This window comes from Xanthomonas sp. NCPPB 3570 (genome assembly GCF_056725115.1).
Window position 1 is genome coordinate 1635980 of record NZ_CM161513.1, and the last position, 18439, is coordinate 1654418.

Below are 18439 nucleotides of genomic sequence, written 5' to 3' on the forward strand. Positions count from 1 at the left end.
CGACCCCACGCTGACGCCTCGCTGACGACGCTGTCAGCAAGGCCGCCTGCGGCCGTTCCGCGCCGTGTTGCAGGCCACGCCCAACATGCCCGCGATTTGGCGCTTGCAGCCGTCATCCTGGCCGGCCAGTATCGGCGCATGAAACTGCCCCACGCCCTGTCCTGCCTGTTCCTCGCCTGCCTGTTGCTGGGTGGCTGCACCTCGCACGCCGACACCGCCATGCCCTCGCCGATCCGCCTGAACCAGGTCGGCTTCCTGCCTGCCGCAAGCAAGCTGGCGGTGGTGCCGGATGGCCATGGCGACGCATTCTCGATCGCGCGCGCCGACAGCGACGAGGTGGTGCTGCGCGGCACCCTCGGCACCGCCGCGGCGTGGCCGCCGGCGCAGCAGACCGTGCGCATCGCCGATTTCTCCGCGCTGCGCACGCCGGGCCGCTACCGCCTGCAGGTCGACGGCCTGCCACCGTCGGACAGCTTCGCCATCGGCGAAGACGCCTACAACGCGCTGTCGCGCGCCGCGCTCAAGGCCTACTACTACAACCGCGCCAGCACCGCGCTGGACGGCACCTACGCCGGCCGCCACGCGCGCGCCGCCGGCCACCCGGACGACCACGTGCTGGTGCATGCCTCGGCGGCCTCGCCGGAGCGCCCGGCCGGCACCGTGATCGCCGCACCCAAGGGCTGGTACGACGCCGGCGACTACAACAAGTACGTGGTCAGCTCCGGCATCACCGTGTACACGCTGCTGGCCGCCTACGAGCAGTTCCCCACCTACTTCAGCACGCATCCCGAAGGCATTCCCAACAGTGGCGGCGACGTGCCGGACATCCTGCGCGAGGTCGACTGGAACCTGCAGTGGCTGCTGGCGATGCAGGATCCGCACGACGGCGGCGTGTACCACAAGCTCACCAACCTGGACTTCGCCGGCATGCAGATGCCGGACCAGGCGCGCGCGCCGCGCTACGTGGTGCAGAAGAGCACCGCGGCCACGCTCGACTTCGCCGCGGTGATGGCCCAGGCCAGCCGGATCTACGCGCCGTACGATGCGCAGTTCGGCGGCATCTCCAAGCGCATGCTGGAGGCGTCGCGGCGCGCGTGGGCCTGGGCGCAGGCGCATCCGGACGTGGCCTACCGGCAGCCGGACGACGTGCACACCGGCGCCTACGGCGACACCGAGTTCGACGACGAGTTCGCCTGGGCCGCCACCGAGCTGTACCTGGCCACCGCCGACGACGCCTTCTACGAGGCGGCGATGGCACGCAAGGTGCCGGCCAGCGTGCCCGACTGGCGCCAGGTCGGCGGGCTGGCGTGGATGTCGCTGGCGCAGCACCGTGCGCGGCTGACCCCGCGCGCCGACCAGGCGCGTATCGCCGGCGAGATCGAGGGCCTGGGCGATCACCTGGTGCAGGTGTGGCAGGGCTCGGCCTGGCGCGTGACCATGCGCGACGCCGACTTCCACTGGGGCAGCAACGCCACCGCGCTGAACCAGGCGATGATGCTGCTGCAGGCCTACCAGTTGCAGCACAAGCCCGAATACCTGCAGGCCGCGCAGTCGCAGCTGGACTACGTGCTCGGCCGCAATCCGCTGGGCCTGTCCTTCGTCACCGGCATCGGCGCGCGCTCGCCGATGCACATCCACCATCGCATCTCCATTGCCGACGGCGTGGCCACGCCGGTGCCGGGATGGCTGGTGGGCGGTCCGCAGCCGGGGCAGCAGGACGCCGACGCGTGCAAGCACGCCTACACGTCGTCGCTGCCGGCGCTGTCGTACCTGGACAAGGAATGCAGCTACGCCACCAATGAAGTGGCGATCAACTGGAATGCGCCGCTGGTGTATGTGAGCGCCGCGCTGCAGGTGCTGCAGCGCTGATCCGCGGCCGCGGCGCGATGACGCGCCCTAGCCCAGGCGGGTGCCGAAGATGCGGTCGCCGGCGTCGCCCAGGCCCGGCAGGATGTAGCCCTTGTCGTTGAGCCGTTCGTCGATGGCGGCGGTGTACACCTCCACGTCCGGGTGCGCCGCTTCCAGCGCCTGCAGGCCCTCCGGCGCGGCGACCAGGAAGATGCCCTTGATCCGCCGCGCACCGGCGCGCTTGAGCATGTCCACCGTGGCGATGAGGGTGCCGCCGGTGGCCAGCATCGGATCCAGGATCAGCGCGTCGCGTTCCTCCAGGCGGCCGGTGAGGCGCTCGAAATAGGGCACCGGTTGCAGCGTTTCCTCGTCGCGCTGTAGGCCGACCACGCTGACCCGCGCCGCCGGAATCAGCGCCAGCACGCCCGGCAGCATGCCCAGCCCGGCACGCAGGATCGGCACCAGGGTGATCTTGGCGCCGGCGATGCGCTGCACCTGGGTCGGGCCGGCCCAGCCGTCCATGGTGTGGGTCTCGGTCTCCAGGTCGGCGGTGGCCTCGTAGCCGAGCAGGGTACCCAGCTCGGTGACCAGTTCGCGGAAGCCCTTGGTGCTCAGCGCCGCGTCGCGCAACAGGCCGATCTTGTGCTGTACCAGCGGGTGGCGGACTTCGACGATCTTCATGGGCGCGCTCGCAAGGGGGAGGCGCACAGTGTGCCGCAGGCGGCTCCGGCGCCGCCAGGTGTCGGCGCCAGCGCACGCCGCGCGGATGGCTTGCGGCGCGCCGATCGCGCGCGCCGCAGGCCGTGTCGAGACGACACTCAGGCCGCGGGTTCGAGCGCCTCGGCGTGCGCTCGGCTGCGCTGTACGGTGCGCGCCATGCCCGGCGACGCGTTGCCGCCAGCATCGATCTTGAACAGCGCCACCGTCTGGGTCAGCTGGCCTGCCTGCTCTTCCATGGAGCGCGCGGCGGCGGTGGCTTCCTCCACCAGCGCCGCGTTCTGCTGGGTGGTCTCGTCCATCTGGGTGACGGTCTGGTTGACCTGCTCGATGCCGGCCGACTGCTCCTGCGAGGCGGCCGAGATCTCGCCCATGATGTCGGTGACGCGCTGCACCGAGCTCACAATCTCCTGCATGGTCTTGCCGGCCTGGTCGACCAAGGCCGAGCCGGTGGCGACGCGGCCGACCGAATCGTCGATCAAGGTCTTGATCTCCTTGGCCGCATTGGCCGAACGCTGCGCCAGCGTCCGCACTTCGCTGGCCACCACGGCAAAGCCACGGCCCTGTTCGCCGGCACGGGCCGCTTCCACCGCGGCGTTGAGCGCCAGGATGTTGGTCTGGAAGGCGATGCCGTCGATGACGCTGATGATGTCGGCGATCTTCTTCGAAGAGGCCTCGATCCCGCTCATGGTCTCGACGACCTGACCAACCACCGCGCCGCCCTGCGAGGCGACCGACGCCGCGCCCACCGCCAACTGATTGGCCTGGCGGGCGTGCTCGGCGTTCTGCTTGACGGTGGAGGTCAGTTCCTCCATCGAGGCGGCGGTTTCCTCCAGGCTGGCGGCCTGCTGCTCGGTACGGCGCGACAGGTCGTCGTTGCCGGCGGCGATCTCGGTCGCCGCGGCATTGATGCTGACCGCCGCGGTCTGGATGCGGCCGACGATGCCGGTCAGCTGGTCGGCGGTGGCGTTGGCGTCGTCGCGCATCCGCGCGAACACGCCGTGGAACTCGCCGTCCATGCGTGCGGTCAGGTCACCGGCGGCGATGGCTTGCAGCAGCGCCGACAGCTTGCCCAGGTTGCGGTCGCTGACCTCCATCATCGCGTTGAGGTCCTGCACCATCAGCCGGAAGTCGTGCTGGAAGTGCGCGGCATCGCCGCGGGCACTGAAATCGCCCGCGGCGGCGGCCGCGGCCAGGCGCTTGATCTCGGTGTTGATCGCCAGCAGGCTGGCCTTGGCCGCATCCATCGATTCGTGCAGCACCGCGCGGCTGCCGGGCAGGCGGCGTGCATCGCGGCGCAGGTCGCCATTGGCGTATTCGTTGAGCACGCCGATGGCGTCGACGATGGCGTCCAGATGCTCGAACATCATGGTGTTGATGCCCTTGCTCAACTCGCCGTACACGCCGGGGAAATCCTGCGGCATGCGGTGGCTGATGTCCTTGTCGGCATGCAACTCGATCATCAACGCGGTCTCGCCGGAGAAACGCTGCAGTTGGGTCTGCATGCGATCCATCGCGCTCAGCAAACGGCCGGGTTCGTCGCGCGCGTCGGTGCTCACGTCGTTGTCCAGGCGGCCGTCGGCGATGGCCTCGGCGGCGCGGGTGGCGCGGCTCAGCGGCACGGTGAGACTACGGGTGATCAGCCAGGCCAGCAGGCTGCTGGCCAGGACGGCCGCGATGCCTCCGCCGATCAGCATCGCCCGGCCGCGTGAGAGGTGGCTCACCGCGGCGTCATAAGCCTCGGCGCTAAGCCGGTGCTGCAGGGCTACGTTCTCGCGGATCTTGGCCTGCCATGCCAGCGTGGCAGGGCGCGACTGTTCGCGCAGCAGGGTCTGCGCGCGCTGGTAATCCCCCGCGGCGGCCGCTTCCATCACGGCGTTGTTCAACGGCCGCGCGATCTTCTGCAGACGATCGATCTCCGTGCGCAGGGCCTGCCCAGCCTGGGTGGTCGGCATTGCGTAGAGCCTCTTTCGCTCCTCGTCGTAATGCGCGCGCTCGCGCTGGATCAGCGCCAGCGAACTTGCGGTGTCGTCCGCGCTCGAATGATTGGCGTACGCGCCCAGTGCGATCAGGATGGCCGAGTTCGCATCCAGCATGCCGCTGGACAGTTCGATCTTCTTGACGTTGCCGTGCACGATGATGTCCAGCTGCTTGCGCGCGCCGGTCATGGTGATCAGCCCGGCAACCACCAGGAGGCCGGAGATGAGGATCAGGATGCCGAAGGCGGCGGAAAGGCGCTGGCTGACGTTGAAACGCTGCAGGAAGGCGGTCATGGGAATTCCTCGTGAGAATGCGGTCCAGAAGCGGTGTGTGGCGGCCCTTCGATTAAATAAATTTTCTTTTGCAATAAACTTCAATGACAATTGAGACGCAGAACGTAATTTGTCTACAGACATAGCGGCACGCTGCCGCTAGATCTTTAGCGACTCCAAGTGCTTGAAGGGGCTTGAGTTTGGTGGGCGCGCAGGAGCAATGAGGCGACAGGCGCATGCTGTCCGGCGGCGAAGCACGCCGCGGCACAACCGTATTGGGATAGGGGCGCGCGCCGCGCGCTCAGCCGCGGTCGTCGCGGGTCCACAGCCCGCCGTGTTCGGACTTCACCGGAAACTTCGGCACCGGGCCGTAGGCCGGCGCGCACAGGGCGCGGCCGTCTCGCACGTCGAAGCGGGCGCCGTGCAGCACGCACTCGATGCTGCCGGCAGCAGGGTCGAAGGTGCCGGGGGACAGCTCGTAGTCCTCGTGGCTGCAGCGGTCTTCCAGCGCATAGAACTGGCCGTCGAAGTTGAACACCACGATCGGCGTATCGGTCACCTCGTCCCACACCGTCTTCATTTCGCCCGGCAGCAGTTCGCCGTCGGCGCAGACGAAGGTCCAGGTCTCGCTCATGCGGCACCGCCCAGCGGCTTCTCCAGCACCTCGAAGCGCAGGTCTTCGCGCTTGGGCAGGCCGAAGCGCGCGTCGCCGTACGGAAACGGCTTCTTGATGCCGGTGCGACGATAGCCGCGGCGCTCGTAGAAGGCGATGAGTTCTTCGCGCAGGTCGATCACCGTCATCCGCATCAGCGGCAACCGCCATTCCTGCCAGGCGATGCGCTCGGCCTCGGCCAGCACGGTCTTGCCCAGGCCGCCGCCCTGCGCCTGCGGCTGCACCGAGAACATGCCGAAATAGCCGGCACCGTCCTCGTCGGCGACATGCGCGCAGGCGATCAGCTCGCCATCGCGCTCGGCCAGCAACACCAGGCTGCGCGGGCGCAGGATGTCGGCGCGCAGCACCTCGCGGTCGATGCGGTTGCCGTCGAGCAGGTCGGCTTCGGTGGTCCAGCCGACGCGGCTGCTGTCGCCACGATAGGCCGAGGTGACCAGCGCGGCGATGGCGTCGAGATCGTCGACGGTGGCGGTGCGGAAGGTGAGCGTGTGCATGGGCCGATTCTAGGGCGTACCGCCGGGAATGGGGAATGGTGAATCGGGAATCGAAATGCGCGCTCTCAAGGGGGCGAGGATACCTCTTGCCTGCCAGGCACAGTCCGTACGTGGAGCGCTTTGCCGATTCCCGATTCCCTACTCCCGATTCCCAGCTTCAATCACCCCAACAGCGCCCGCACCTTCCGCAACGCCGCCACGAAACGCTCGATCTCGGCGTGCGTGTTGTAGAACGCCAGCGAGGCGCGGCAGGTGGCGGCGACGCCGTAGAACTGCAGCAGCGGATGCGCGCAGTGCTGCCCGGAACGCACCGCCACGCCCTCCAGGTCGAGCAGGGTGGCCAGGTCATGGGCGTGCGCGCCCTCGATCAGGAACGAGACCACCGCGGCCTTGCCCGGTGCGGTGCCGAACAGGCGCAGGCCGTCGATCCGCTGCAGTTCCTCGGTGAGGTGCGCGAGCAGTTCGGCCTCGCGCGCTTCCACGTGCTGCAGCCTGATCCCCTGCAGATAGTCCACCGCCGCGCCGAGGCCGACGAAGCCGGCGATGTTCGGGGTGCCGGCCTCGAACTTGTGCGGCGGGTCGTTGAACACGGTGCCGTCGAAGCTGACTTCCTTGATCATCTCGCCGCCGCCCAGGAACGGCGGCATCGCCTGCAGGTGTTCGCGCCGCGCCCACAGCGCGCCGGTGCCGGTCGGGCCGCACATCTTGTGGCCGGTGATGGCGTAGAAGTCGCAGCCGATCGCGGCCACGTCCAGCGGCCGGTGCGGCGCGGCCTGCGAGCCGTCGATGACGCTGACGATGCCGCGCTTGCGCGCCTCGCGGCAGATCTCGCGGACCGGGTTGACCGTGCCCAGCACGTTGGAGACGTGCGTCAGGGCCAGCAGCTTGACGTCGGCGGTCATCGCCGCGCGCAGCGCGTCCAGATCGAGCGCGCCGTCGGCGGTGATTTCGGCGACCTTGACCGTGGCGCCGGTGCGCTGCGCGACCAGTTGCCAGGGCACGATGTTGGCGTGGTGTTCCATGCGCGACACCAGGATGGTGTCGCCGGCACGCAGCCGCGGCAACGCCCACGAGTACGCCACCAGGTTCAGCGCGAAGGTGGCGCCGCTGCACAGCACCAGCTCGTCGGCGCGCACGTTGAGGAAGCGCGCCAGCCGGGTCCGTGCGCCTTCGTAGGCCTCGGTCGCCTCGCTGCCGAGCGCGTGCACCGCGCGGCTGACGTTGGCGTTGTGGCGGCGGTAGAACGCGTCGGTCGCCGCGATCACCTGCAGCGGCTTCTGCCCGGTGTTGGCGTTGTCGAAGTACACCAGCGGCTTGCCGTGCACTTCCCGCATCAGCAGCGGGAAGTCGCGGCGGACCGCGTCCCAGTCCGGCGCCTGCGGCGTGACGGTGTGCGCGGCGGGCCCGTTCATGCCACGCCTGCGGCGCTGAGCGCCCGCTCCAGCCGCGCCAGCAGGCCTTCGCCCAGCGCCGTTGCCAGCGTGCCGACCGGCTCGCGGCAGAACGCGGCGGTCAGCAGTTGCTGCGCGCGTTCCTGCGGCAGCCCGCGCGAGCGCAGGTAGAACAGCGCATTGGCATCGAGCTGGCCGACGGTTGCGCCGTGCGCGGCCTTGACCTCGTCGGCATCGATCACCAGCACCGGCTGGGTGTCGATCTCGGCGTCGGCGGACAGCAGCAGGTTCTTGTTCGACAGCGCCGCGTCGGTGCCGTCGGCACCGTGGCGGATATGAATGCCACCATGGAAGGCGACGCGGCTGCGGCCGGTGGCGACGCCCCGCCACAGCAGTTCGCAGGCGGTGTCGCGGGCGATGTGCTCGATGCCCAGGCGGGTATCGAGCTGGCGCCGGCCGTTGCCGAGCAGCACGCCATTGGCGACCAGCCGGGCGTTGTCGCCCTCCAGGCGCACGTTGAGTTCGTGCCGGGCCAGTGCGCCGCCCAGTTCCAGATCCACGCGCCGGTACTGCGCGTCGCGCGCCAGCACCGCGTCGGTGCGCAGCAGTGCGGTGACGCCCGCCGCCTCGTCCTGCACACGGGCGTGGGTCAGTTGCGCGCCGGCGGCCAGGTGCACGTGCGCCAGGCTGTTGCTCAGGTGCGCCGCATCGCCGGCATGCAGGTAATGCTCGACCACGGCCAGCGCTGCGTCCTGGCGCAGTTCGATCAGGTGGCGATGGTGCCAGGCCAGGTCGGCCTCGGCGGCGGTGGAGACGAACACCAGGTGCAGCGGCAGTTCCACGCGCACACCGGCGTCCACCCGCAGCACGCTGCCTTCGTCGGCAAGGGCAGCGTTGAGCTGCGCGAACACCTCGTCGCTGCGCTCGAAGCGGCGGCCGAGGAAGCGCATGGCATCGTCGCCGCTGCGCAGGATGGTCGACAGGCGCTGCAGTTCCACCCCGGCCGGCAGGCCGGCCAGGTCCGACAGCGCATCGCTGGCGCGGCCGTTGACGAACACCAGGCGCGGCGCCGGGATGCCGTCGAGCAGCGCGGCGTTCACCACTGGCGCGCTCTGCGGCGCCGGGGCGAAGCTGCGCCGTTCCAGCGCACGCAGCGACGTGTATTTCCAGGTTTCGCTGCGCGCGCCGGGCAGGCCGTCGCGCAGCGCCTGCTCCAGCGGCGCACGGCGCGCGCCATCGCCGTGGAATGCGGCGGCCAGCGAGTCGAGCAGGGCGCTCATTGCACTGCCGCCTCGGGCGCCACGCGCTCCTTCAGCCAGGCATAGCCGTGCGCTTCCAGTTCCAGCGCCAGTTCGGGGCCGCCGGTTTGCACGATGCGGCCGTCGGCCAGCACATGCACTACGTCCGGCTTGATGTAGTCGAGCAGGCGCTGGTAGTGGGTGATCACCACGAACGCGCGCTCCGGCGAACGCAGCGCGTTGACGCCTTCGGCGACGGTCTTGAGCGCGTCGATGTCCAGGCCGCTGTCGGTTTCGTCGAGGATCGCCAGCTTCGGTTCCAGCACCGCCAGCTGGAAGATCTCGTTGCGCTTCTTCTCGCCGCCGGAGAAGCCTTCGTTGACACCGCGATGCAGCAGTTCGTCCTTGAGGTGCAGCACCGCCAGCTTCTGCCGGACCAGCTTGAGGAACTGCATCGAATCCAGCTCGGCTTCGCCGCGCGCCTTGCGCTGCGCATTGAGCGCGGCGCGCAGGAAGTAGGTGTTGTTCACGCCGGGGATTTCCACCGGGTACTGGAAGGCCAGGAACAGGCCGGCAGCGGCGCGCTCCTCCGGTTCCAGTTCGAGCAGGTCGGCGTCGTCGAAGCGCACGCTGCCGGCGGTCACTTCGTAGCCGTCGCGGCCGGCCAGCACGTTGCCCAGCGTGGACTTGCCGGCGCCGTTGGGGCCCATGATGGCGTGCACTTCGCCGGGCTTCACCTGCAGCGACAGGCCCTTGAGGATGTCCTTGCCGGCGACGGAGGCGTGGAGGTTTTCTATGGTGAGCATGGGGTAGTCCATCAGAATTCTTGATTTAGCCCCTCTCCCACCGGGAGAGGGGTTGGGGTGAGGGTGCGGTGCGAAGCATCTCGCGCGGTTTGGGTGCGCGAGGCTTCGCACGTACCCTCATCCGGCGCTTCGCGCCACCTTCTCCCGAAGGGAGAAGGGAAGAGGCGCTAGCCCACCGAGCCTTCCAGCGACACTTCCAGCAGCTTCTTGGCTTCCACCGCGAACTCCATCGGCAGTTCGCGGAACACCTGCTTGCAGAAGCCGTCGACGATCATCGACACCGCGTTCTCCTGGTCGATGCCGCGCGCGCGGCAATAGAACAACTGATCGTCGCTGATCTTGGAGGTGGTGGCCTCGTGCTCGACGGTCGCGGTCGGATGCTTGACCTCGATGTACGGGAAGGTGTGCGCGCCGCACTGCTTGCCGATCAGCAGCGAGTCGCACTGGGTATAGTTGCGCGCGCCCTCGGCGCTGCGCTCCACCTTGACCAGGCCGCGGTAGGTGTTCTGCCCGCGGCCGGCGCTGATGCCCTTGCTGACGATCTTGCTCTTGGTGCGCTTGCCGACGTGGATCATCTTGGTGCCGGTGTCGGCCTGCTGGCGATGATGGGTCAGCGCCACCGAGTGGAATTCGCCCACCGAGTCGTCGCCCAGCAGCACGCACGAGGGGTACTTCCAGGTGATCGCCGAGCCGGTCTCGACCTGGGTCCAGGTGATCTTGCTGCGCGCGCCGCGGCATTCGCCGCGCTTGGTCACGAAGTTGTAGATGCCGCCGCGGCCTTCCTCGTCGCCCGGGTACCAGTTCTGCACGGTGGAGTACTTGATCTCCGCGTCTTCCAGCGCCACCAGCTCGACCACCGCCGCGTGCAGCTGGTTCTCGTCGCGCATCGGCGCGGTGCAGCCTTCCAGGTAGGACACGTAGGCCTTGTCCTCGCACACGATCAGGGTGCGCTCGAACTGGCCGGTGTGGCCGGCGTTGATGCGGAAATAGGTGCTCAGCTCCATCGGGCAGCGCACGCCCTTGGGAATGAACACGAAGCTGCCGTCGGAGAACACCGCCGAGTTGAGTGCGGCGAAGAAGTTGTCGCCGACCGGCACCACGCTGCCCAAGTACTGCCTGACGAGCTCAGGGTGCTCCTTGATCGCCTCGGACATCGAGCAGAAGATCACGCCCTTCTCGGCCAGTTCCTTGCGGAAGGTGGTGCCGACCGAAACCGAGTCGAACACCGCGTCCACCGCCACGCCGGCGAGCTTGGCGCGCTCGTGCAGCGGCACGCCGAGCTTGTCGTAGGTGTCCAGCAGCTCCTTCGGCACCTCGTCCAGCGAGGCGTACTTCGGGCCTTTGGGGGCGGAGTAGTAGCTCAGCGCCTGGAAGTCGATCGGCGCGATGTCCAGCTTGGCCCAGTGCGGCATCGGCATCTTCAGCCAGTGCCGGTAGGCGGCCAGGCGCCATTCGGTCATCCATTCCGGCTCGTCCTTCTTCACGGACAGGGCGCGCACGACGTCCTCGTTCAGCCCGGGCAGGAACGAATCGGATTCGATGTCGGTGACGAAGCCGGCGTCGTAGCGACGTCCCAGCCGTTCCAGGATTTCAGCGTTTTCGGTGGCCATGGGGCTGCCTACAGGTCAGGTGGTCGCGAACCGCACGGCGATGGGACGCCGTTTCGGATCGCCGGAGGGGGGGAGGGGGTGGAGCATCTGCGCCAGGGTCACGCCGCGCAGCGCATCGGCGACCACGTCGTTGATCAGCCGCCAGTTGGAGCGCACGCCGCAGGTCTGGGCGATGCTGCACTGGCTGCCGTGGTGGCTGCATTCGGTGATCGCCAGCGGGCCTTCCATCGCCTCGACGATCTGGATCAGGGTGATGGCGTCGGCCGGCCGTGCCAGCCGATAGCCGCCGCGCACGCCGCGCAGGCCCTCGACCAGGCCGGCCTGGGCCAGCGGCTTGAGCAGCTTGCTGACCGTGGGCGGCTCCAGCCCGGCCTGTTCGGCCAGTTCGGTCGCGCTCAACACTTCGTTCGGACGCGCGGCGAGCACGGTCAGCACGACGGTGGCGTAATCGGTGAGCTTGGTGACGCGGAGCATGGCGACGCGGTGGATTTCAATGCGGACCGAAATTGTACGCTTTTGCGCCGCAGCGTCCAACTGGGCCATTCATCTCTTATTTCGATCGGTGCGATCGGGCCGGAGCGGGGGCGCGGTCGGCGGGCCGGCACGCGCGGGCTTGGGATCGCGGGCGATGTGCGCCAGAATCTAGGCTTTCCTGTCCGGATCGCCGCATGCCCCGCAAGATCGCCGCCCGCAAGTCCCGCATCCATGGCAACGGCGTGTTCGCCGTGCTGCCGCTCAAGAAAGGCGAGCGGGTCATCGAGTACAAGGGCCGCCGCCGCAGCCACGCCGAGGTCGACCGCGACGAGGCCGGCGACATCGAGACCGGGCACACCTTCCTGTTCACCCTCAGCGACGACTACGTGATCGACGCCAACTACGAAGGCAACGATGCGCGCTGGATCAACCACAGTTGTGCGCCGAACTGCGAAGCGGTGATCGTCGAGGCCGAGGGCGACGACCGCCGCAAGGACAAGGTGGTGATCGAGGCGCTGCGCGACATCAAGCCCGGCGAGGAACTCACCTACAACTACGGCATCACCCTGGCCGAGCGGCACACGCCGCGGCTGAAGAAGATCTGGGAGTGCCGCTGCGGCGCCAAGAACTGCACCGGCACCATGCTGCAGCCCAAGCGCTGAGGCCGCGTCCAGCCGTGCACGCCGCGCCGACGCGCGGTTCACGGCACTGCCACCGGCGCGTTTCTACGGTGGGACTCCCCTACTCGAGGAGTGTCCCATGAGCGCAATGCCTTCCCTTGCCGGCAAGCAGGTGGCTGTCCTGGCCACCGACGGTTTCGAACAGTCGGAACTGCAGGAACCCAAGCGCCTGCTGGAATCCTGGGGCGCCCATGTCGACGTGATCGCGCCGGGCGACGCGAGCAGCATCCGCGGCTGGAACAAGAAGGACTGGGGAGAAAGCGTCCCGGTGGACAAGCGCCTGCAGCAGGCCCAGGCCGGCGACTACGACGCGCTGGTGCTTCCGGGCGGTGTCATCAACCCGGACAACCTGCGCACCGAGCCGACGGCGATCGCCTTCATCCAGTCGTTCGCCAGCGCCGGCAAGCCGGTGGCGGCAATCTGCCATGGCCCGTGGCTGCTGGCCGAGAGCGGGCTGGTGCGCGACCGCCAGGTGACCTCGTGGCCGTCGCTGAAGACCGACCTGTCCAATGCCGGCGGGCGTTGGGAGGACCAGGAGGTGGTGGTGGACGGCAACCTGATCACCAGCCGCAAGCCGGACGACATCCCGGCCTTCGCGCAGGCGGTGGCCAAGGCGCTGGGCTGAGTCATCGGCGGCTACACGACAGCACCGCGTTGCAGCGAGCGCGAACGGCGGATAACAGAACGGCGGCCTCGGCCGCCGTTTCTGCATCTGCGTTCGGGCAGACCGAGGTCGTGCCGGAGCGTGCGTCTACTGCCCCGGAAGCATGCCCGCCGGCACCAGCTTACCGATGTCCTGGTTGAAGCGCACCACCAGCGAACCGTTCTCCACGCCGGCCGACTGGATCTGCACGTCGCCCAGCATCGCGGTCAGGCGCGGGTCGAGCTTGTAGATCGGCTCCTTGCGCGCGTAGTCCTCCAGCCAGGCATTGAGCAACTCGCGCGTATTGGCGTCGAGCTTGCCGCCGTTGGCGGCCGGGCGGAAATCGTCGATGGTCGGGGACTGCAGGTGGAAGCTCTGGCTTTGCTGGTCGTAGCGCAGCGCGCTGGTCAGCAGGACCTGGCCCAGCGGGGTCGGCGTGCCACCGCCGGTGGCCATGCTCAGGTCGAACTGCATCTTCAGGCGGTCGCCCGGCGGCAGGCTCAGCTTCGGATCGCGGACGGTCATCTTGATCAGCCCGCCCAGCGCCTTGTGTGTCTGCGGGAAGCTGCCGTCCAGGTAGTGCTGCACGTCGGCGGCGCCGACACTGACCTGGCGGCCCTGGATGGTCGGTTCGGCCTGGGCCTGGGTGGCGACGGCGAGCGCCAGCAGCGCGGCCGCGCGCAGGGTGAACTTGCGGAAGATCATCGGGAAGCCCTGGGCGAACGAGAGGAATTCACCATAACGGTGGCCGGTGAATGCGCGATTAGCGGAACCGGCGGCGCGGGAGTCGTCGCTCAGGCGGCCGGCAGCGCCAGCCGTGCCAGCAGCGCGTCCAGCGCCGGCTGCAGCGGCGCCAGCAGTTCACGTGCCTCTCCCTCGCTGCGCTCGCCGAGACCGCGCAGCAACTGCGTGCCGACGATCAGCGCGGCGCGCTCGTCGCCGCGCAGTCCGGGCTGGCGCTGTGCCGCCTCGAGCAGGCGCATCCAGTCCTGCCGACAGCGCGCCTCCAGTTCGATGGTGCAGCGGCCCTGGCAGGGCAGGCCGTCGTCCTGGATCGGGGTGACGGTGACGCGGTAGCGTTGGGAGGCGGTCATGGCAGTGGCGCACGCGGGGTGTGCCTCCAAGATAGGCGCGCGCGAGCGGCACCACGAGCCTGTCGCTCGCGACGCTCTGTTCCAGTGCGTCCGTTCAGCGTGCCGCGTGCAGCAGCGGCAGCGGGTCGTAGGCGCCGCCTTCGGCGTAGACGCCGTAGTGCAGGTGCGGCGGCGTGCCGCGCGCGTTGCCGCTGTCGCCGACCGTGCCGAGCGGGTCGCCCGGTTCCACCAGGTCGCCGACCTGCAGCCCTGGTGCCCATGTCTCCAGGTGCGCGTAGTAATGACGCTGCCGGGCCGGGCCGAGTACCCAGACCTGGCGGCCGCCGAGGCCGCGGTCGGCGATGGCGACGACGATGCCGCGCGTCGCCGACACCACCGGGGTGCCGCGCCTGGCGAAGATGTCCACGCCGGCGTGTTGGCGGTCGCGGCCGCGCGGCGCGCCGAAGGTGGCGGCCACGCGCCGCGGATCCACGCCTTCGACCGGCATGTGCAGGGCCGTCGGCGCCGGCGCGCGCGCCAACTCCCAGCCGACGCGCAGGCGCTGCGCCCATGGATGCCGCCAGGCCCAGGCCGCGGCCACCGCCAGTGCGGCCAGCAAGGCCGCGCGCAGCAGTTCGCGGCGCAGGCGCTGCGCCGGCGAAAGCGTGGGCGCAGCGGCCATGCGCTCAGCCCGCGTGCAGGGCGGCCGCCTGTTCCTGCAGGCGCTGCTTCAGGGCGTCGTCGATGCCGAGCTGCCGTGCCAGTTCGTCCAGGTAGCTGCGCTCCATGAAGCTCTGCTCGTCGGCGGCGAGCAGGCTGGCCAGATACATTTCCGCGGCCATCTCCGGGGTGGTCGATGCGCGCGCCACTTCGGCCGGATCCAGCGGCTTTTCCAGTTCCGCATGCAGCCACTGCTGCACGTCGGCGTCGTTGCCGTGGAGGCGGGCGAATTCGCCTTCGATCAGGTTGCGCTCGCGTTCGTCCAGGTGCCCGTCGGCCTTGGCCGCACCGACCAGTGCGCGCAATACCGCCTGGCTGTGCTGTTCGACTTCCAGCGGCGGCAGCCGGTCCAGCGTCTGCGGTTCGGGCGCGGCGGCACCGAGTTGCTGGCGCCGGTAGTCGCCGTAGGCGCGGTAGGCCATCAGTCCCAGCGCGGCCAGCCCGCCATAGGTCGCCAGCTTGCGCGTGGTGCGGTGCTTGCCGAGCAGCAGGCCGAGTGCGCCGCCGCTGAGGGCTCCCTTGCCGAAATCGGCGTTGAGCAGGCCGCCCAGGCCGCCGGTGCCGGCGTGTGCCGGAGCGGCAGCGCCGGTCTTGCCCGTGGCCTGGCCGGGGGCGCCCTGCGCTGATTGCAGCAGTTGGTCGAGAAAGCCCTGTAGTTTCATGCAGGTGATCCGATCGAAGGGAAGCACCGGTATAGCGGTCGCGGCCTTAGCAGGCCGTCAATCCGGGCGCGCAGGCCGCGCAAAAAAAAACGAGACGGCCGGGGCCGTCTCGTCGGTGTGCTTGCCTGGATCAGGCGACGCTGCTCAGAGCGCGGCGTCCTTGAGCTTCTTCAGCGGGCGCACCTTGAGCTTGGTGGTGGCCGGCTTGGCGGCGAACCACTGCTCTTCCTTGGTGAACGGGTTGATGCCCTTGCGCTTCGGCTTGGCCGGCACGCTGACGGCAGTGATCTTCAGCAGGCCCGGCAGGGTGAACGAGCCGGCGCCCTTCTTGCTGACCGAACCGGCCACGGCGTGCTCCAGCGAGGCCATCACGGCGCGCACGTCCTTGGCGATCACGCCGCTGGTCTCGGCGATGTGCGCCACGAGCGCGGACTTGCTCAGCACGTCCTTGATCGGCTTGGGAGCGGCCGGCTTGGCGGCGGCCTTGGTCGCTACCTTCTTCACTGCCTTCTTCGGGGCAGCCTTTTTTGCGGTCTTTGCCATGATGTCCTGATTCCGTATTTGGTGGTTTGGGTCGCGCCGACCCCGTCGGCATGGCGAAATGTAGGGCATGTGCTACGCCGCGCCAATAGGCCGGAAGCAAAAAAACGCGAATATTCGCCGCGACTGGCGTCTTTTTCGCCGACGACGGCGCCGGCGCCGGCACTTCGCGTGGCGAGATGGCCGGGCATTTCCGCTGTCGCGCGTGCCCATCGCCGCTGCTGGGTAGAAGCACAAGCCCGTAACGCCGCCTCGCCTATGGTCCGCGCTCCACTCACCGACAGGAGCCTCGCATGGGCATTTCGCGTCACGCCACCGCGCATTGGGAAGGCGATCTCAAGACCGGCCAGGGCCGGTTGAACACGCCGCAGAGCGGCCTGCTGGAAAACACCCGCTATGCGTTCAACAGCCGCTTCGGCGAGGAGAAGGGCACCAATCCGGAGGAGCTGATCGCGGCCGCGCACGCCGGCTGCTTCACCATGGCGCTGTCGGCCAAGCTGACCGAAGCCGGCTTCCCGCCGACCGCGCTGGACACCCGCGCCGACGTCGATCTGTCGATGGAAGGCGGACCGCAGCTCTCGCAGATCCGCCTGAAGGTCAAGGCCGTGGTGCCGAACATCGAGGCCGCGCGCTTCCGCGAACTGGCCGACGACGCCAAGCAGAACTGCCCGGTGTCCAAGGCGCTGAGCGCGGTGCCGATCAGCCTGGAAGCGGAACTGGGCTGAGCCCGGCGCGGCCCGGCGGCATGCCGGGCCGCGCGTGTTGCGGCGCACCGGCACGGTGTCGCCGCGGGGCGGCCATGCACATCGCTGCCGTACCGACTGCACGCATGGGCCGCCCGATGCTGTCGCGCCACTAAATGTAAGCGGCGCAACCGTCCCTATTCAGTCTGGTTTCACCGCCTCGGATCGAGCATGCAGTCGCGCGATCCACGCGCTTGGAACCATCGCCATGAACAAGCTCTCGACCCGTCTGTTGACCGCTGCGCTCGCTGTCGGCGTCATCGGCTCCGCCGCCGCGCAGGATTACGGTTACACCCGCTATGACGACTACCGCGACCGTGGGTATGCGTCCGGCACCTACGAATATGCGCGCGTGGTGCGCGCCGATCCGATCATGGTGCAGGTCAACGGCCCGCGCGAGACCACCGAGCGCTGCTACGACCGCCCGGCGTCCGGCAGCTACGCCAGCGACTACGGCTACCGCGGCACCGATGGCGGCCGGACCGCCTCGTCGGTGGTCGGCGGCATCGCCGGTGCGGTGCTCGGCAGCCGCGTCGGCGGCGGCAATGGCCGCTTCGTCGGCACCGCCGTCGGCACCATGCTCGGCAGCCTGGCCGGCCGCTCGATCTACGACACCAATGCCCGCGCCTATGGCGGCGGCTACGGTGGCGGCGTGGTCCGCGAATGCGAGCCGGTGTCCTATCGGACCGAACGCTACGACCGCGTCGACGGCTACGACGTGACTTACGAGTACGGCGGCCGCTACTACCACACCCGCACCGCCTCGCCTCCGGGCGACCGCATCCGCGTCCGCGTCGACGTGCTGCCCGACTGACGTATTGCCCGAGTAAACCAAAGGGCGCCTCCTTGCGAGGCGCCCTTCGTTTTGCGCGGCGGTCGGCACCTTCGATGCGAGGTGCCGGCGGCCTTCGATCAGGGCCAGTCGATGTGGCCTTCGATCACCGTCTGCACCTGGCCGCCGGACCACACCTCGCCAGTCTCGTCCACGTGCAGCGTCAGCAGGGCGTCGTGGCCGACTTCGCGGCCCTGGCTGGCGACATAGCGGCCACCGTGGCCGGGCAGGGCGTGGCTGTGATCCAGCCACGCCGCCAGCACGGCGTTGGCCGCACCGGAGGCGGCGTCCTCGAAGCGCCGGCCGTTGCCGACGAAGGCGCGCACGGCCACTGCATAGGCCTGGCCGCTGGCGCGCGCATAGGCGAACACGCCCATGCTGGCGGTGCTCTCGGCCAGGGCGGCGATCGCGTCCCAGTCCGGCGCCAGCGCGCGCAATGCGGCTTCGTCGGCCACTTCGACCAGCCACCAGCAGCGGCCGCCGTCCATGCGCACTGGCGGCAGCGCGCCCAGGGGCCAGCCGCGCAGTGCCGCCTGCAGACGCGGATCTGCGGCATCGGCGATCTCGGCGACCTGCGCGCGCGGGGTGCGGATGGCGATGCTGCGTACTCCCGCGTCCACATCGACGCGCAGCGGCAGCAGGCCGGCGATGCCGTCCTGGATCAGCACGCCGTCGCGCGGTGAGGCGATGCCCGCTTCCAGCGCGACGTGCGCGGTGCCGACGCTGGGGTGGCCGGCGAACGGCACTTCCTTTTGCGGGCTGAACATGCGCAGGCCGTAGCTGGCGTCCGGCCGTGTCGGCGCGAACACGAAGGTGGTTTCCGGCAGGCGCGTCCAGCGTGCGATGGCCTGCATCGTGGCGGCGTCCAATCCATCGGCATCGAGCACCACGGCCAAGGGATTGCCGTTGCCGGCGCGGGCGGAAAAGACATCGACCTGGAAGAAGCGGCGTGCGGCCATGAGGGGAAACTCCGGACGGCGGTGGGGGAGGCCGGAGCTTACCAAGCGATCTTGTCGGCGATCACCGCTTGCACCAGGTTGCCG

20 protein-coding genes are annotated in these 18439 nt (G+C 69.2%); 5 read left to right on the top strand and 15 right to left on the bottom strand.

From position 1 onward, the window contains the following. Positions 1-138 precede the first annotated feature (138 nt). Positions 139-1869 (top strand): glycoside hydrolase family 9 protein, encoded by a 1731-nt coding sequence (locus AC1PLR_RS07210; RefSeq protein WP_481103111.1) that lies wholly within the window; start codon positions 139-141, stop codon positions 1867-1869. 27 nt (positions 1870-1896) lie between these two features. On the opposite strand, the gene upp is transcribed toward AC1PLR_RS07210, so the two are convergent. The 9 genes from upp to AC1PLR_RS07255 all read right to left on the bottom strand — a co-directional run bounded on the left by upp (position 1897) and on the right by AC1PLR_RS07255 (position 11503). Next, positions 1897-2529, bottom strand: a complete 633-nt coding sequence (gene upp / locus AC1PLR_RS07215) for a uracil phosphoribosyltransferase (RefSeq protein ID WP_010342021.1) — start codon at positions 2527-2529, stop codon at positions 1897-1899. A 137-nt stretch (positions 2530-2666) separates the two neighbouring features. Then, complete coding sequence (locus tag AC1PLR_RS07220) at positions 2667-4838, bottom strand: methyl-accepting chemotaxis protein (protein WP_481103112.1); 2172 nt, start codon at positions 4836-4838, stop codon at positions 2667-2669. A gap of 280 nt (positions 4839-5118) precedes the next feature. Next, positions 5119-5451, bottom strand: a complete 333-nt coding sequence (locus AC1PLR_RS07225) for a non-heme iron oxygenase ferredoxin subunit (RefSeq protein ID WP_017915885.1) — start codon at positions 5449-5451, stop codon at positions 5119-5121. Next, a complete protein-coding gene (locus AC1PLR_RS07230; RefSeq protein WP_017915886.1) occupies positions 5448-5984 on the bottom strand; it encodes a GNAT family N-acetyltransferase in 537 nt (178 codons plus the stop codon). The genes AC1PLR_RS07225 and AC1PLR_RS07230 overlap by 4 nt, the downstream gene beginning before the upstream one ends. Positions 5985-6145: 161 nt before the next feature. Then, positions 6146-7396, bottom strand: a complete 1251-nt coding sequence (locus AC1PLR_RS07235; protein WP_481103113.1) for a cysteine desulfurase — start codon at positions 7394-7396, stop codon at positions 6146-6148. Then, complete coding sequence (gene sufD, locus AC1PLR_RS07240) at positions 7393-8655, bottom strand: Fe-S cluster assembly protein SufD (RefSeq protein WP_481103114.1); 1263 nt, start codon at positions 8653-8655, stop codon at positions 7393-7395. The genes AC1PLR_RS07235 and sufD overlap by 4 nt, the downstream gene beginning before the upstream one ends. Further along, the gene (gene sufC / locus AC1PLR_RS07245) at positions 8652-9419 is read right to left on the bottom strand and encodes a Fe-S cluster assembly ATPase SufC (RefSeq protein WP_152239152.1); all 768 of its coding nucleotides are present in this window, start codon (positions 9417-9419) and stop codon (positions 8652-8654) included. Before sufC ends, sufD begins: the two co-directional genes overlap by 4 nt. Positions 9420-9586: 167 nt before the next feature. Next, the gene (sufB, locus tag AC1PLR_RS07250) at positions 9587-11029 is read right to left on the bottom strand and encodes a Fe-S cluster assembly protein SufB (protein ID WP_017915889.1); all 1443 of its coding nucleotides are present in this window, start codon (positions 11027-11029) and stop codon (positions 9587-9589) included. A gap of 15 nt (positions 11030-11044) precedes the next feature. Continuing rightward, entirely contained in the window at positions 11045-11503 is a 459-nt protein-coding gene (locus AC1PLR_RS07255) for an SUF system Fe-S cluster assembly regulator (RefSeq protein ID WP_017913833.1), read from the bottom strand. A gap of 194 nt (positions 11504-11697) precedes the next feature. Between AC1PLR_RS07255 and AC1PLR_RS07260 the strand changes: the two genes are divergently transcribed. Further along, on the top strand, positions 11698-12165 hold the full coding sequence (locus tag AC1PLR_RS07260; RefSeq protein WP_371184622.1) for an SET domain-containing protein: 468 nt from the start codon (positions 11698-11700) through the stop codon (positions 12163-12165). Positions 12166-12262: 97 nt separating this feature from the next. Continuing rightward, a complete protein-coding gene (locus AC1PLR_RS07265) occupies positions 12263-12808 on the top strand; it encodes a type 1 glutamine amidotransferase domain-containing protein (protein ID WP_481103115.1) in 546 nt (181 codons plus the stop codon). Between the two features lie 126 nt (positions 12809-12934). On the opposite strand, the gene AC1PLR_RS07270 is transcribed toward AC1PLR_RS07265, so the two are convergent. From AC1PLR_RS07270 to AC1PLR_RS07290, 5 genes are all read right to left on the bottom strand, one after another. Beyond that, a complete protein-coding gene (locus AC1PLR_RS07270; RefSeq protein ID WP_481103116.1) occupies positions 12935-13531 on the bottom strand; it encodes a DUF1439 domain-containing protein in 597 nt (198 codons plus the stop codon). Positions 13532-13620: 89 nt separating this feature from the next. After that, positions 13621-13920, bottom strand: a complete 300-nt coding sequence (locus AC1PLR_RS07275; protein ID WP_010342007.1) for a DUF3861 family protein — start codon at positions 13918-13920, stop codon at positions 13621-13623. A 94-nt stretch (positions 13921-14014) separates the two neighbouring features. Further along, a complete protein-coding gene (locus tag AC1PLR_RS07280; RefSeq protein ID WP_481103117.1) occupies positions 14015-14581 on the bottom strand; it encodes a M23 family metallopeptidase in 567 nt (188 codons plus the stop codon). 4 nt (positions 14582-14585) lie between these two features. Beyond that, positions 14586-15281: a tellurite resistance TerB family protein gene (locus AC1PLR_RS07285; protein WP_267081663.1), complete on the bottom strand. Its 696-nt coding sequence runs from the start codon at positions 15279-15281 to the stop codon at positions 14586-14588. Positions 15282-15425: 144 nt separating this feature from the next. Continuing rightward, positions 15426-15824, bottom strand: a complete 399-nt coding sequence (locus tag AC1PLR_RS07290; RefSeq protein WP_026143706.1) for an HU family DNA-binding protein — start codon at positions 15822-15824, stop codon at positions 15426-15428. A gap of 290 nt (positions 15825-16114) precedes the next feature. Between AC1PLR_RS07290 and AC1PLR_RS07295 the strand changes: the two genes are divergently transcribed. Further along, positions 16115-16546: an OsmC family protein gene (locus AC1PLR_RS07295; RefSeq protein WP_010342002.1), complete on the top strand. Its 432-nt coding sequence runs from the start codon at positions 16115-16117 to the stop codon at positions 16544-16546. 226 nt (positions 16547-16772) lie between these two features. Next, positions 16773-17378 (top strand): glycine zipper 2TM domain-containing protein, encoded by a 606-nt coding sequence (locus AC1PLR_RS07300; protein WP_010342001.1) that lies wholly within the window; start codon positions 16773-16775, stop codon positions 17376-17378. Positions 17379-17476: 98 nt separating this feature from the next. Here the strand turns inward: AC1PLR_RS07300 and AC1PLR_RS07305 are convergent, their stop codons facing one another. Then, positions 17477-18355 (bottom strand): PhzF family phenazine biosynthesis protein, encoded by an 879-nt coding sequence (locus AC1PLR_RS07305; protein ID WP_481103118.1) that lies wholly within the window; start codon positions 18353-18355, stop codon positions 17477-17479. Between the last annotated feature and the right edge of the window lie 84 nt (positions 18356-18439).